Annotated in this window: 14 protein-coding genes; 5 read left to right on the top strand and 9 right to left on the bottom strand. The window is 64.2% G+C overall.

The annotated features are described in order from the left end of the window. Positions 1 to 5: 5 nt before the first annotated feature. The 5 genes from iscU to ACAty_RS04020 are packed head-to-tail and all read right to left on the bottom strand — an operon-like array spanning position 6 to position 3,894. Entirely contained in the window at positions 6 to 431 is a 426-nt protein-coding gene (iscU, locus tag ACAty_RS04040; RefSeq protein WP_004871055.1) for a Fe-S cluster assembly scaffold IscU, read from the bottom strand. 47 nt (positions 432 to 478) lie between these two features. Continuing rightward, positions 479 to 1,747, bottom strand: a complete 1,269-nt coding sequence (locus tag ACAty_RS04035; RefSeq protein WP_004871053.1) for an IscS subfamily cysteine desulfurase — start codon at positions 1,745 to 1,747, stop codon at positions 479 to 481. 13 nt (positions 1,748 to 1,760) lie between these two features. Next, positions 1,761 to 2,246 (bottom strand): Rrf2 family transcriptional regulator, encoded by a 486-nt coding sequence (locus tag ACAty_RS04030; RefSeq protein ID WP_014002501.1) that lies wholly within the window; start codon positions 2,244 to 2,246, stop codon positions 1,761 to 1,763. 48 nt (positions 2,247 to 2,294) lie between these two features. Beyond that, positions 2,295 to 3,053, bottom strand: coding sequence for a serine O-acetyltransferase (gene cysE / locus ACAty_RS04025; RefSeq protein WP_004871049.1), 759 nt, complete (start codon positions 3,051 to 3,053; stop codon positions 2,295 to 2,297). Positions 3,054 to 3,102: 49 nt separating this feature from the next. Then, on the bottom strand, positions 3,103 to 3,894 hold the full coding sequence (locus ACAty_RS04020; RefSeq protein ID WP_004871047.1) for an RNA methyltransferase: 792 nt from the start codon (positions 3,892 to 3,894) through the stop codon (positions 3,103 to 3,105). A gap of 31 nt (positions 3,895 to 3,925) precedes the next feature. On the opposite strand from ACAty_RS04020, the gene ACAty_RS04015 reads away from it, so the two are divergent. Beyond that, positions 3,926 to 4,729 carry an inositol monophosphatase family protein gene (locus ACAty_RS04015; RefSeq protein WP_004871045.1) on the top strand — a complete coding sequence of 268 codons (804 nt, stop codon included), beginning with the start codon at positions 3,926 to 3,928 and terminating at the stop codon, positions 4,727 to 4,729. Here ACAty_RS04015 and ACAty_RS04010 read toward each other — a convergent pair. Continuing rightward, positions 4,726 to 5,604 (bottom strand): ATP-binding protein, encoded by an 879-nt coding sequence (locus ACAty_RS04010; protein WP_004871044.1) that lies wholly within the window; start codon positions 5,602 to 5,604, stop codon positions 4,726 to 4,728. The genes ACAty_RS04015 and ACAty_RS04010 overlap by 4 nt on opposite strands. A 62-nt stretch (positions 5,605 to 5,666) precedes the next feature. Here ACAty_RS04010 and ACAty_RS04005 point away from each other — a divergent pair, with 62 nt between their 5' ends. The 4 genes from ACAty_RS04005 to argA all read left to right on the top strand — a co-directional run bounded on the left by ACAty_RS04005 (position 5,667) and on the right by argA (position 8,239). Then, complete coding sequence (locus ACAty_RS04005) at positions 5,667 to 6,221, top strand: septation protein A (protein ID WP_004871042.1); 555 nt, start codon at positions 5,667 to 5,669, stop codon at positions 6,219 to 6,221. Between the two features lie 75 nt (positions 6,222 to 6,296). Next, entirely contained in the window at positions 6,297 to 6,596 is a 300-nt protein-coding gene (locus ACAty_RS04000) for a YciI family protein (protein ID WP_004871041.1), read from the top strand. After that, a complete protein-coding gene (locus ACAty_RS03995; protein ID WP_004871039.1) occupies positions 6,593 to 6,898 on the top strand; it encodes a BolA family protein in 306 nt (101 codons plus the stop codon). The genes ACAty_RS04000 and ACAty_RS03995 overlap by 4 nt, the downstream gene beginning before the upstream one ends. 24 nt (positions 6,899 to 6,922) lie before the next feature. Beyond that, complete coding sequence (gene argA, locus ACAty_RS03990; RefSeq protein ID WP_004871037.1) at positions 6,923 to 8,239, top strand: amino-acid N-acetyltransferase; 1,317 nt, start codon at positions 6,923 to 6,925, stop codon at positions 8,237 to 8,239. A gap of 33 nt (positions 8,240 to 8,272) precedes the next feature. Here argA and ACAty_RS03985 read toward each other — a convergent pair whose 3' ends face one another. The 3 genes from ACAty_RS03985 to ACAty_RS03975 form a co-directional block, all read right to left on the bottom strand. Continuing rightward, a complete protein-coding gene (locus tag ACAty_RS03985) occupies positions 8,273 to 9,283 on the bottom strand; it encodes a LabA-like NYN domain-containing protein (RefSeq protein ID WP_004871035.1) in 1,011 nt (336 codons plus the stop codon). A gap of 5 nt (positions 9,284 to 9,288) precedes the next feature. Further along, positions 9,289 to 10,965 carry a dihydroxy-acid dehydratase gene (gene ilvD, locus ACAty_RS03980; protein ID WP_004871034.1) on the bottom strand — a complete coding sequence of 559 codons (1,677 nt, stop codon included), beginning with the start codon at positions 10,963 to 10,965 and terminating at the stop codon, positions 9,289 to 9,291. Between the two features lie 109 nt (positions 10,966 to 11,074). Beyond that, on the bottom strand, positions 11,075 to 12,355 hold the full coding sequence (locus ACAty_RS03975) for a malic enzyme-like NAD(P)-binding protein (protein WP_082179237.1): 1,281 nt from the start codon (positions 12,353 to 12,355) through the stop codon (positions 11,075 to 11,077). Between the last annotated feature and the right edge of the window lie 3 nt (positions 12,356 to 12,358).

Here is a 12,358-nt window from a genome sequence, read left to right as displayed (position 1 = left end):
GCGCCTCAGTGACTCGCGGCTTCGGCTGCGACCTTCGCTTCACCGGCAGCACTGCCGTGCTTCTGCAGGTAATCCTGCACCGCCGCCTTGATGGCATCCTCGGCCAACACCGAGCAGTGGATCTTTACCGGGGGTAGTTCCAACTCCTCGGCAATCTGACTGTTCTTGATGGTCATGGCTTCGTCCAGGGTCTTGCCCTTGACCCACTCCGTCACGAGCGACGAGGAGGCAATGGCCGAACCGCAGCCATAGGTCTTGAAGCGGGCGTCCTCGATGATGCCCTGCGCATTCACCCGGATCTGCAGACGCATGACATCACCGCAAGCGGGCGCGCCAACCATGCCGGTACCGACGGACTCGTCGCCCTTGTCAAAACTCCCGACGTTGCGGGGATTCTCGTAATGATCGATGACTTTTTCACTGTAGGCCATGGTAGTTCACTCCTTTCTCGATTCCGATCTTGCGACGGGCAAAAAACTCAGTGCGCCGCCCACTGAATACTGTTGAGGTCGATACCTTCCTGATGCATCTCCCACAGAGGAGACAATTCACGCAGCTTACCCACCTTGGCGGCGATGAGCTCGATGGTGGTATCGATCTCCTCCTCCGTGGTGTAGCGACCGATACCGAAGCGGATGGAGCTATGCGCCAATTCATCGGACTTGCCCAGCGCGCGCAACACGTAGGAGGGCTCGAGGCTTGCCGAAGTACAGGCAGAACCACTGGATACCGCAATGCCCTTGAGGGCCATGAGCAGCGACTCGCCTTCGACGAAGGCGAAGCTGACATTGAGGTTGTGCGGTACCCGATGCTCCATGTCGCCGTTGACGTAGACTTCTTCAACCCGCTCCTGAATCCCGCGCCAGAGCCGGTCGCGCAACTGGCGGATACGCCGCGAGTCGCTCTCCATGGACTGCACGGCGAGCTCCGCTGCCGCTCCCATGCCGACGATCTGATGCGTCGGCAGGGTGCCCGAGCGCATACCGCGCTCGTGGCCGCCACCGTGGATCTGCGCCTCGACCCGGACCCGCGGTTTGCGCCGCACATAGAGGGCACCGATACCCTTGGGGCCATAGATCTTGTGACCGGACAGGCTCATGAGATCGGCGTGAATGGCCTCCACGTCCACGGGCACCTTGCCCAGGGCCTGTACGGCGTCCACATGGAAAAGAATCTTGCGCTCGCGCAGGATGCGACCGATCGCTTCCATGGGCTGGATGACCCCGATCTCGTTGTTCACAAAGAGCACGGAGGCCAGTATGGTGTCCGGGCGCAGGGCAGCGACGAAGGCGTCGAGATCCACCAGGCCGTTTTCCTGAACGTCCAGGTAGGTTACCTCGAAGCCCTCCCGCTCCAATTGCCGACAGGTGTCCAGGGTGGCCTTGTGTTCCGTACGCAGGGTGATGAGGTGCTTGCCCTTGCCGGAATAGAAATGCGCCGCACCCTTGATGGCCAGGTTGGTCGCCTCCGTCGCTCCCGAAGTCCAGACGATCTCCTTGGGATCGGCGTGGATGGCTGCCGCCACCTGCGCCCGCGCCCGCTCCACCGCCTCCTCGGCCGCCCAGCCATAGCTGTGCGACCGGCTCGCCGGGTTACCGAATTCCTGGGTCAGGTAGGGCAGCATCTGCTCCAGCACCAGGGGGTCTACCGGCGTGGTGGACTGATAGTCGAGATAGATGGGGCGCTGGTGCTGGCCGTTGTGCAGCATCTGCGTCTTTACCTCCGACAGGGACTTGACCTGATTCATCGTCACACTCTCCTCAACCGTGTAGAGGCTCACCGGGTCGGGCTCGCGCTGCCAGGCGCAGGGGTGCGGCGACCTGCGCCTCCTTGCGCCGCTGCTCCGCCACCAGCTGAGCCAGGGTGATGCCACCCAAAAAAGCCGCTATCTGCTGTCCCAAGGCCTCCCAGAGATCGTGGGTCAGACACTGCTGGCCTTCGCCCTTGCAGCACTGCACCGGATCCCCACCACACTGCGTCGTGTGGATGGACTCGTTGACCGCCTCGACGATCTGCGTCAAGGGAATCTGCGCCGTGGGATCGGCAAGGCGATAACCACCGCCGGGACCCCGCACACTCTCCACCAGACCCCGCCGGCGCAGACGACCGAAAAGCTGCTCCAGGTAAGCCACCGATATCTGTTGCCGCTGCGAGATGTCGGCGACGGTCACCACCCCACCATCCTGGTGCAGGGCCAAGTCGAGCATCGCAGTGACCGCGTAGCGGCCTTTGGTCGTCAGTTTCATTGCCTTACCTCACTCTGGTGAGCATCCTACTAATTCCTACCGAATTAGTCAACTATTCCGGTCCGAGGTTCCCTCCCGCACATCCGTCTCCGCCGCCTCGGCATCCAGGCTACAGTGCAACTCCTCCACGGCAATCTCGCCGGCTCCCGGCTGGAGCTGCCGCAAGGCCTCCCGCAGCTGGGCAATCTCGGCATCCTGCCGGTGCATGTGCTCCAGCATGCACTCCACCGCCCGCGCCACCGGATCGGGCATCTGACCGCGTTGACCATAGGCATCGAACTGTGCCGATCCCGCACCCTTGTTGACGATCCGACCCGGTACGCCCACCACGGTAGCCCCGTCGGGCACGTCCTTGACCACCACGGCATTGGAGCCGATCCGGGCGCCGTCACCCACCCGGATCGGCCCCAACACCTTGGCACCGGCGCCGACGATCACCCCCCGGCCCAGGGTCGGGTGCCGCTTGCCCGGCTGCCAGGAGGTACCGCCCAGGGTGACCCCATGGTAGAGGGTGCAGTCATCGCCGATCTCCGCCGTCTCGCCGATGACGACCCCCATGCCGTGATCGATGAAAAAGCCTTTGCCGATGCGTGCGCCAGGGTGAATCTCGATGCCCGTGGCCCAGCGTCCAAAGGCCGACAGCAGCCGTGCCGGCAAGCGCCAGCCGTGAACCCAGAGCCGATGTGCCAGCCGGTAGATCAGCAGGGCGTGCACACCAGGATAGGTGAGCAGGATCTCCAGGCGCGTGCGCGCCGCCGGATCGCGGGCAAAGATGGCTTCCATTTCCTCACGCCAGCTACCGGCCATGCGTTTTCACTCCCTTAGCCTGCCCTTGCCATCCGCGGTCATCGGAGCATTAGAGACGATGCCCATCGCCCTTGTCCATCTGCGCCCAGCGCTCCACCTCGGTGAGGATGCCCCGCAGGATATACACTTCGTTGAGGTCGGGCCGGGCGCGATCGAAGAGCCTGCGCAGACGGCGCATCATGTGCGTCTCACGCGGTGCCTGGAGAAATCCCGCCTGACGCAGGACCTGGGCCAGATGCCCATAGAAACCCTCCATGGCGGCCCGAGGGGCCGCCGTCTCCAGCACACTCGGCGCCGGGTGCCGTGTCTCCCGCTGCGCCAGCAATAATTCATAGGCCAGGATCTGTACCGCCTGGGCGAGATTGAGGGAGCGGTAGGCTTCGGCCGTGGGAATCTGGATCAGGCACTGGCAAAGGTCCAACTCGCGGTTGCTGAGCCCGACGCGCTCGTTGCCAAACAGAATGGCCACCGGTGCCGAAGCACCCAAGGCCACGATTTCCGCTGCCGCCGGGCGTGCCGTCAACTGCGGCCAAGCGATGTGCCGATCGCGAGCAGTCGTCCCATAGACCCGCCGACAGTCTGCCAGCGCCGCGGCAAGATCGTCGTACACCTCGGCGCGCTCCAGAAGATCCTCGGCGCCCGAGGCCAGCGCCGTCGCCTGGGCATCGGGGAAACGGTGCGGCCGCACCAGGACCAGGCGCTCCAGGCCCATGACCTTCATGGCGCGGGCGGCGGACCCGATATTGCCCGGGTGACTGGTTTCCACCAGGACGATGCGCAGATCCGGCGCCAGTGGCGCTTTTCCGTGCAGGGATCCGTCTTCTTCCCTATACTCAGCCATCTACTCTCCATTCCCAGCCAGCGGAGTTGTCATGCAACACCCCATTCTCGTTACGGCCGTGCGCGCTGCGCGCAAGGCGGGCGACATCATCAACCGGGCCATCGATCGGGTCAACGAACTGCAGGTATCCAGCAAAGGGCACAACGACTTCGTTACCGAAATCGACCAGCGTTGCGAGGCCGTCATCGTCGAGACCATCCAGCGCGCCTACCCCGATCACGGTATCCTCGGCGAGGAGGGTAGCCGTATCGCCAATCGCGACTACGAGTGGATCATCGACCCTCTGGACGGCACTACCAACTTCATCCACGCCGTACCAACCCTCTGCGTTTCCATCGGGGTACGCCACTTCGACCGCCTCGAACACGCCGTCATCTTCGATCCTCTGCGCAATGAACTCTTTACGGCCAGTCGTGGCAGCGGTGCGCACCTCAACGATCGCCGTATGCGCGTGTCGGCGGTGCGCGACCTGGATCCGAGTCTCATCGCCACCGGTTTTCCCTTTCGCGATTTCAGCTATCTGGACGACTACCTGGCCATTTTCAAGGACCTGATGCAGCACACCGCCGGACTGCGCCGGGCCGGCTCTGCGGCCCTGGATCTGGCCTACGTCGCCGCCGGGCGCTACGACGGTTTTTTTGAGTTCAATCTCAAACCCTGGGACATGGCGGCGGGTGCTCTGCTGGTTCAGGAGGCCGGCGGTGTTGCGACGGACTTTCACGGCGAGCAAAGCTATCTGGAGTCGGGAAACATCGTCGCCGGCAACATCAAGATTCACGCCCAGCTGCTGGGCACCATCCAAAAGCATCTCGATCGTTCCCGCGCCCCGGCCTAAGACCCAAAACCCTGGCCCCCGGCCAAGGCCCGGGATCCGACCCAGTGGCGTGCAAACTGCCGCGCCACCCGGCCACTGCGTGAGCCGCGCTGCAACGACCAGCACAGGGCCTCGTCGCGCCACAGCGCGCTGTCGGCGTTGCTCCCCAAAAGGCGTAAGTGCTCGGCGACGATACGCAGATACTGTTCCTGATCGAAGGGGTAGAAACCCAGCCACAGGCCAAAGCGCTCCGACAGGCTGATTTTTTCCTCGGCCGTCTCCCCGGGGATGATCTCCTCACCGTGGCGATGGTATTCCTCGTTGTCGGCAAAGTGGCGCGGCAGCAGGTGCCGTCGGTTGCTGGTGGCGTAGAGCAGGACGTTTTCCGGCCGCGCCTCCACCCCACCATCCAGCAGGGACTTGAGGGCCTTGTAGGCGGGATCTTCACTGCCAAAGGACAGATCGTCGCAGAAGAGGATGAAGCGATAGCGTGCCTCTGGGTCGGCTACCGCCAAAGCGGCCAGGATCTCGGGCAGATCGAGAATGCCGGCGGCATCCAGTTCTACCAGACGCAGACCATTCGGGTGGAAAGCTCCCAGGAGGGCCTTGACCAAAGAGGATTTGCCGGTGCCACGCCCACCCCAGAGCAGGGCGTCGTTGGCAGGCAATCCGGCTACGAACTGGCGGGTGTTCTCCAACAAGGTCGCCTTGGCTTCATCGATGCCCAAGAGACTGTCCAGGTCGGGCAGATCGGCACGTCGCACCGCCTCCAGGTGCCCGCCCCAGGGGCGATGGCGCCAGCGTGCGGCGATGCTGTCGGCAAAATCGGGACCCGCAGCGGATCCCTGCCCCTCCATACTGTGCGCAAGCCATTCCAGGAACTCCCGACCTTCCACTGGGCAAATCCTCCCCGCTATGCTCAAATACGGACCTTAACCCTACAGCGAATCGCGGCGTCATGAAACTCCTGGTCGACTTTCTGCCCATCCTGCTTTTTTTCGTGGTCTACAAGCTCCACGGCATCTACACGGCAACGGAGGTACTCATCGTCGCTTCCGTTTTGCTCATGCTGTGGCAGTGGCGCCGTCAGGGAAGGGTGGAAACCATGACCTGGGTGTCGACCTTGCTGATCCTGATATTCGGCGGTCTGACCATCTATCTGCACAACGATCTCTTCATCAAGTGGAAACCCAGCATCCTGTATCTCCTTTTCGCGGCTGCCTTGCTGTTCACCCACTGGCGTGACGAGCCCTTGTTGCAGCGCTTGATGGGCGCACAGCTGCCGGCCACCCTGCCGGGGGCATTCTGGCGCCGCCTCAATGCCTACTGGATCGCCTTTTTCCTCTTCGGTGCCGTGCTGAACTTGGTCGTTGCCTACACACTGCCCACCAGCCTCTGGGTGGATTTCAAACTCTTTGGTCTGCTGGCCCTGACGGTGATCTTCGTCGTCTTTCAGGCCGTACTCATCTCCCGCGCCTTGCCCGCGGAAAGCAGCGACGGTGGCAAGTCCTAGGCGCGCCCGAACGGGGTCGTCCCGTCCCTCCCTGTGCTACCATAGAACCATCATCGCATCGCGCTGGAACCGACCATGTACTATTGCATCATCGGCATCGACAATCCCGACTCCCTGACCAAGAGGGCTGCTGCCCGCGCCGATCACCTGGCCCGGCTCCATCAACTTCAGGCCGAAGGTCGCCTGTTGACGGCGGGCCCTTTCCCGGCGGTGGACCGTGACGATCCCGGCAGCGCCGGTTATCTGGGCAGTCTCATCGTTGCTCGCTTCGAGTCCCTGGAAGAGGCCCAGCATTGGGCTGCGGCGGAACCGTACCTTGCTGCCGGTGTCTATGCCGACGTCAGTGTACGTCCCTACAAGGTGGTATTCCCATGAGCAAAACCCTGCTGGAAAAAGCCCTGCGCGAAGCGCTGACGCCCGAGCTCCTGGAAGTCCGCGACCGCACCGAAGCACACGCCGGTCACAGCGGTGCCAGTGAAGGTGGGCACTACGAGCTGACCGTCGTCAGTCGTCGTTTTGAGGGCTTGTCGGCCCTGGACCGCCATCGCCTGGTGTACGATGTCAGCGCCCGTATCCCGCACATCCATGCCTTGGCCATTCGCGCCTGGACCCCCGACGAGCACGCGCAACGCGCGGCCCGGCGCAGCACCGGGCGTAGCCGTCCGGTGGTACTCTAGGCAGCGCCCTGCCGTCCGCTAAACATGGCCGGTGAGAGCTTCGTCCGCCATTTTCGGGAATCCTCACCCTATATCCACCGCTTTCGCGGCCAGATCTTCGTCATCAACTTCGGCGGTGACGCCATTGCCGACGGCAGCGTCGCCGGCATTGCCCAAGATCTCGCCCTGCTCAATAGCCTGGGGGTGAGCCTGGTCCTGGTGCACGGCGCCGGGCCCCAGATCGATGCTGCGCTCGCTCGCCACGGTCTGGAATCGCAGCGGGTCGGCGGCCAAAGGATTACGACGGCGGCCATCATGGCCGCACTACGGGAAGCGGTGGGCGGGGCGCGCCTGGAGGTGGAAGCCATCCTCTCCGAGGGCCGTCTGGACTCGCCCATGGCCCACGCCGGTCTCGAGGTCATCGGCGGCAACTTCATCATCGCCCGCCCCCTGGGCATTCTCGACGGTGTGGACTACCAATATACCGGAGCCGTGCGCCGCGTCGCCGTCGAGACCATGCGTCGGCACCTGGACGCGGACGAGGTCATCCTGCTCTCCCCCGTGGGCGTGTCGCCGACGGGGACACTGTTCAACATCCGCGCCGAGGACGTCGCCGTGGCTGCCGCCTCTGCCCTGGGGGCCGCCAAACTCATTTTTTATACCGACGCTCCCGGCGTGGTGGATGCGGCGGGACAGCTCACCCGGCAGATCACCCTCTCGGAGATCGATGGCTTCCTGGATATTCCCCAGGCCGATCCCGCCGTCCTCGAGCATCTGCACAGCGCGCGCCGCGTCTGCAGCGCCGGTGTGGATCGGGTCCACCTCATCCCGCGGCGGGTGGATGGCGCCCTGCTGCGCGAACTCTTCACCCGCGATGGCCTGGGCACCATGATTTCCCGAGATCCCTTCGAGCACCTACGAGGCGCTCGGCTCGAGGATATTCCGGGCATTCTCGCCCTCATCCGTCCCATGGAAGCGGCGGGCATCCTCGTACGCCGCAGTCGCGAGCGCCTCGAGCAAGAGATAGACCGTTTCATCGTCATGGAACGCGACGGCAAGATCATCGCCTGCGTCGCCCTTTACCCCTACCCGGAATTCAGCATGGCGGAAATGGCCTGTCTTGCGGTGGACGATGCCTATCGCCGCCAGGGACGCGGCGAGGCCCTGCTGGAGTACTGCCTGCTACAGGCGCGACAACAGGGACTTCGCCGCCTTTTCGTCCTCAGCACCCAGAGCAGTCACTGGTTTCTTGAGCGGGCCTTTCAACGGGCCGACATCAGCGACCTGCCCATGCCGCGTCAGGCCTTGTACAACCTGCAACGGCGCAGCGCCGTGTTCATCCGCTCCGTGGACGAAACCTGAGGAAAGGGGTGCCGTCCCGAAAGGGACTTTGGATCAGTCCTCTGCACCGGCATCCAGTACGGCCTCCGCTGGCCCGGAAACCTCGCCATGGGCAACCCCCGACGAAGTCCCCGTCGCCGCTTCACCGACCGGTTCCGACGCCGTCTGCTGGAGTGTGGTCGTCTCGGCGGCATTGCGTCCGGCCTGTCCTGTGGGCAGTGGACGGCCGTCGTAGCGATAGGGCACGGAGCAGCGCTTGGCGACGAATCCACCGCGCTCCATCTCGCTGGGCTCGAGATCGAACTCCAGGACGATATCGCGGCTGGGCAGATCCGACACGTCCAGATCGCGAGGCAAATCGGAGATATGCAGAAAGGCAGAGGCGTAGGGCGATTCCTCCTGGCGCGTATCCGTCACCCACAGGCGATCGGAAATCTGGCGCAGGAAGCGCACGAAACCAAAACCGCGTTCTTCCTCCCAGCGCGTGCAGATACCGCGGATGCGCGAGCCGAATTCGCCCCAGGCCACCCGCGTGTCGCCGCGCACAGGCAAGAGGCCCGGGATCAGGAAACCGGAGTAGAAGGCATCCGCCTCGTGCTGCAAGTCCCGGGAGACGTTGCGAAAGGCCAGCACCTCGACGCGGCAACCGCGGTTCTGCAGGGCGCGCACCACCTGCAGAAAGTCCCCATCGCCAGTGACCAGGAGTACCTGGTCGAGGCGCTCGGACTGCAGCATGACATCCACCGCAAGGTCCAGATCGGCATTGGCCTTGGACAGACGATTCCCCTCTTCGTCCGTGAACCAGCGCACCGGCTTCTCGATGATCTTCCAGCCCAGGTCACGCACCGCCTGCTGATAGCCGCGGATACCATCGCGATAGTCCGGATCCCGACGCAGACGCTCCTCATCGATGGCCATGTAGGTGTTCAGACGCAACAGGCGTGCATCGTCACCGCGCCCCGCAAAGCGCCGCAGTACATCGTAGCGCATGGCGTAGCCGCCGTTGTAGCGGATGTTTTCGGCGTCCACATAGACACCAATGCCCTGTCGCGACGCAGCACCCATCGGCCTCAAGACTCCAGCACGGCGCCCATGGCGGCATTGGTGACGAGCTTGCGATAGCGACGCAGCCAGGGTGAGGTAAGGGGTTTTTCCAGGGGTTGCCACTGACTGCGCCGCCGGGCCAGTTCCGCCTCGCTCAGACGCACGTCGATCTTGCCCGCATCGAGGTCCAGATCGATGATATCGCCGTTTTCGATGAGGGCGATGGGTCCGCCCTCTGCGGCTTCCGGCGAGATATGACCGATACAGGCACCGCGGGTGGCGCCGCTGAAGCGGCCATCGGTGATGAGGGCCACGGACTCGCCCAGGCCCATGCCCATGATGTTGGCCGTCGGCGTCAGCATCTCCGGCATGCCTGGGCCACCCTTGGGTCCCTCATAGCGGATGACCACCACATCGCCAGGCTGCACCTGCCCCGCGAGAATCCCCTCCGAAGCGGACTCCATGCTCTCGAAGATGCGGGCCGGGCCACTGAACTGGCGCATTGCCGGCAAGACTGCTCCCACCTTGACGATGCTGCCCTGCGGCGCCAGATTACCAAAGAGCACCCGCAAACCACCCGTGGGCGAGAAGGGCTCCGTCGCCAGACGGATGATCTTGCTGTCCTTGACCCGCGCCGCCTCGACGATCTCGCGCAGGCTTTGGCCACTCACGGTGGGCTTGTCCAGGTGCAGGACCCGCGGGTTGCGGGTGTGCACCTCGTGGAGGATGGCCGGGATACCCCCGGCGCGGCCGATATCCTCGATGTGCACCGTAGACAACGCCGGCGAGACCTTGGCCAGATAGGCAACCTGCTGAGCCAGTTCGTTGAGACGAGCCAAGGGATAGTCGACGCCCGCCTCCCGCGCCAGGGCCAGGGTGTGCAGCACCGTATTGGTGGATCCGCCCATGGCCATGTCGAGGATGAAGGCATTGTCGATGGCCTCGAAGTCCACCATCTGCCGCATGGTGGGCCCACCCGCCATGGCCAGGGCAACCACCCGCTCGGCTGCCCGACGCACCAGATCCCGCCGCGCGCTGGCCGTCGCCAGAATGGTGCCGTTGCCCGGCAGTGCCACCCCCAGCACCTCCATGAGGCAGTTCATACTGTTGGCCGTGAACATGCCGGAACAGGAACCGCAGGTGGGACAGGCCTTGTCCTCGATCTCCTTGAGTCGCTGGGCGTCGATCTGACCGCGCTTGAATTGACCGACGGCCTCGAAGGCCGTCACCAGATCGATGGGCGTACCGTCCGCCAGATGCCCCGCCTCCATGGGCCCGCCCGAGACGAAGACCGTGGGCACATCGCAACGGATCGCGCCCATGAGCATGCCGGGGACGATCTTGTCGCAGTTGGGGATGCAAATCAGGGCGTCCAGGTGGTGGGCCTGAACCACCGTCTCGATGGCATCGGCGATGAGCTCGCGGCTGGGCAGGGAGTAGCGCATCCCATCGTGTCCCATGATGATACCGTCGTCCACACCAATGGTGTTGAATTCGAAGGGAACCCCGCCTGCCGCGCGAATCGCCTCCTTGACGATGCGTCCAAACTCCTGCAGATGGACATGGCCCGGGATGATGTCGATGTAGGAGTTGGCCACGCCAATGAAGGGCTTATCCATATCGGCGTCGGTCACCCCACAGGCCTTCAGCAGGGAGCGATGGGGAGTCCTTTCAAAACCTTTTTTGATGGTATCGGAACGCATGGGTACCTCGCGACGGACTGCGGGCCCGAGGCCCGCCAGAAAAACAGCACGGTGTTGGATTGTAGCGAGGGCTCCGAGTCACCGCAAAAAGCGTGACCCGGAGGCCGTCTCAGCGGCGCGCTTGGCCGCTGCGACGAGCCGCCGCCGCAACGGCCGCGGCCACGCGCTCGCGCAGGCGCGGGTCCAGAGCCTTGGGGATGATGTACTCCGGCCCGAAGCGCAGACTGTCCGGAGCCAGATCGTAGGCGGCGAGCACCGCGTCGCTCACGGGCTCACGAGCCAGGTCGGCAAGGGCATCCACGGCAGCCAGCAACATCCCGGTGTCGATGCGGCGCGCTCGACAGTCCAAGGCACCGCGAAAGAGGTACGGGAAACCGAGAGCGTTATTGACCTGATTGGGCAGATCCGAACGACCGGTGGCAATGACCGCGTCGGGACGCAGTTGCCGGACCCGACGTGGGTCGATTTCGGGGTCTGGATTGGCGAGGGCAAACACCACGGGACGCGGCGCCAGGGTTGGGAGTGCAGCCTCGGGAATCGCGCCCCGCACCGCCACGCCGATGACGACGTCTGCATCCGCGAGCATCTCGGCGAGCGTCCAGTCCTCGGGCGCCACCGCGAGGTCGTCGTGCCAGGGGCTTAGATCCTTTCGACCGCGATGCAATACCCCATGCACGTCGCTCAGGAAACAACGCTGAACCCCCATGGATTGCAGCATGCGCGCAATGGCCACGCCCGCAGCTCCCGCACCGACAATGGCCACTTTTACCGACTCTAGGTTCTTTTCCTGAACGATCAGGGCATTGCGCAGGGCGGCCGCGACGATGACGGCCGTGCCGTGCTGATCGTCGTGGAACACCGGGATATCCAGGCGCTCCTGCAGTTCGCGCTCCACGCGGAAGCAGTCCGGGGCGGCGATGTCCTCGAGATTGATGCCACCTAAGCCAGGCGCGATGGCGGTGACGACGTCGATGAGGTGATCGGCATCCCGTGCTTCCACCTCGATATCGAAGGCATCGATACCGGCAAAGTGCTTGAAGAGCACCGCCTTGCCTTCCATGACGGGCTTGCCCGCCAGCGGGCCTACCCGCCCCAGCCCCAAAACCGCGGTGCCATTGGTTACCACGGCGACGAGATTACCTTTGGCCGTGTAGTCGTAGGCAAACTCAGGATCCCGCGCAATCTCCCGCACCGGCGCTGCGACCCCGGGGGTGTAGGCCAAAGACAACTGCGCCTGGGTCGTACACGGCTTGGTCACCTCGATGGCGAGTTTGCCCGCAGGAGCCGCGGCGTGGTAGGCAAGGGCCCTGGAGCGCAGTGCTTCCGCCCGCTGCGCGTCGGCCGCTCCACCCCCGATATCCGGGGACCGAGCGGACTTCGCATCCGCCACGGC

It is taken from the genome of Acidithiobacillus caldus ATCC 51756 (assembly GCF_000175575.2).
Lineage (GTDB): Bacteria > Pseudomonadota > Gammaproteobacteria > Acidithiobacillales > Acidithiobacillaceae > Acidithiobacillus_A > Acidithiobacillus_A caldus.
Note: the sequence above shows the minus strand (reverse complement) of the source record. Positions and strands in the feature narration are given on the sequence as shown.